This is a genomic window from Roseovarius sp. CH_XMU1461 (assembly GCF_037027165.1).
Taxonomy (GTDB): Bacteria; Pseudomonadota; Alphaproteobacteria; order Rhodobacterales; family Rhodobacteraceae; genus Roseovarius; species Roseovarius nubinhibens.
On sequence record NZ_JAYMDV010000016.1, the window covers coordinates 1 to 1,559 of the forward strand.

Annotated in this window: 2 protein-coding genes; one reads left to right on the plus strand and one right to left on the minus strand. The window is 56.9% G+C overall.

Going from position 1 to position 1,559, the window contains the following annotated elements:
• On the plus strand, positions 1-343 hold a 343-nt coding region (locus WA237_RS18600; RefSeq protein WP_336099480.1), incomplete at its 5' end, for a hypothetical protein.
• A 44-nt stretch (positions 344-387) separates the two neighbouring features.
• Here the strand turns inward: WA237_RS18600 and WA237_RS18605 are convergent.
• Entirely contained in the window at positions 388-1,554 is a 1,167-nt protein-coding gene (locus tag WA237_RS18605) for a DUF6538 domain-containing protein (RefSeq protein ID WP_442970286.1), read from the minus strand.
• Between the last annotated feature and the right edge of the window lie 5 nt (positions 1,555-1,559).

The window sequence follows — 1,559 nt, forward strand, 5'->3', positions numbered from 1 at the left end:
CAATGCGCTTGGCTCGCTCGTCTCATATTGGAGCAGCCTGTTGAACAATACTGTTAAGGAAGTCAGCATCAAGCTGAGCTATGAGGTCAAGGACCTCGCCCCCCTGTTCGAAGCCGCCAAGGTTGCGTTGGAGCGGCTTAGAACACAGACCGTCGCAGAATTCGGGGAAAGCGCCGACAGGCTGTACGCCCAGCACATGGATCAACTCATCCAGACCGAGCTTCACGACCCTGCCAGCGGCGAGTTGCAGCCGAGCCTGTGCATCGAAGTCATTCTCGACGAAGCGATGTCCAACGTCCACGGCACCGAGCTTGTCGGCACCGCGTCAGGTCCAATCGTATAAAGCAGCTCAAAAATCTACTCGAGGGACGAACGAGGTCGCAGAACTTACTTCGTCCCTCTCACCAGCTTCGCCATCCACTTCTTGAGAACATTCAGCGGATAGCCCTTCCCGTAAGCCTGTCCGACGCCATCCGTCTGCCACCCACCAAGCTGATCAACGATGTCAGCAGGGCACTCAACTGCACGGAGACGATCTCTCAGGGAGTGGCGAAAACTGTGCATGGTGCAACCCGGTGGCACCATCGGCTTCATCCACTTGTTCAACGCAGCACTGGCTGAGTTGGCGTTGGTTTGCCCGTTCTTGTTGTAGCGAGGAAAGGCATGAACGCCGCCTGAGGTTGCGCTGTGGATGCGCTTCGCCGCCCAGAGGGCTTGCCCAACCAACGGCACCTCGCGTGTGCTCCCGGCGGTCTTTAGGCGTCTCCATGGATGCTCTTGGATGATCACCCTCGGACAGTCACCGTTGATCACGAGGTCGTCGAGCGCGAGTCCAGCAGCCTCTGCCAAACGCATGCCTGTGTCAGAGACCAACGCGACGAGCCAGCGCAACTCGTCATCAAGACACAAGCATTCAGCTTGAAGTTTCTCGACCGTCTCCACAGGCAGCGGTTCACGCTCCTGCACTCCAGCTTGTCGATCAAAGTAGACGCCGCTGAACGGGTTGTTGAACGATACCCCCACCTCACTAGCGGCAAAATTGGTGACTGATCGAACTGTGCCAAAAATACGGGTTATGCTACTGCCCGACAGCCCACGTTCGATCAACGCATCCCGAAAGACGTTCGCGTCCTTCTTTGTGTAGTCTCGGAGGTCCTTATCTCCTACGACATCTATCACATACCCACAGGAACGCTCTGCGGCCCGGTGGAAGGTGATAGGACGGCCTTGGCCTTTCTGGTTGAGATAGATGGCCACAGCCTCAGAGAGCAGGACAGCGTCGCTCAGAGACACCCCCGGGATTGCTTCAGTTCCACCTGCAGCAATACGCAAGCGGTGCTGGCCGGGCAGGTCCGCGTCTTTGCAGCGCAGGTGGTACCAGTACTCGTCAAGCTGATCTGCAGCCCTCCTCGCACGTGTTGCGGCAACTCTGACCGACCGCGTTCTAAGCGAATAAGAGATTTTCCGAGTGTCGTAGTGTTTTGAGAGGTCGGTTGGGACACGTCTCTCGAAGTAATAGATGCCGTTCTTGGTGAACGAGAAGGGAACCGAAATGTCAT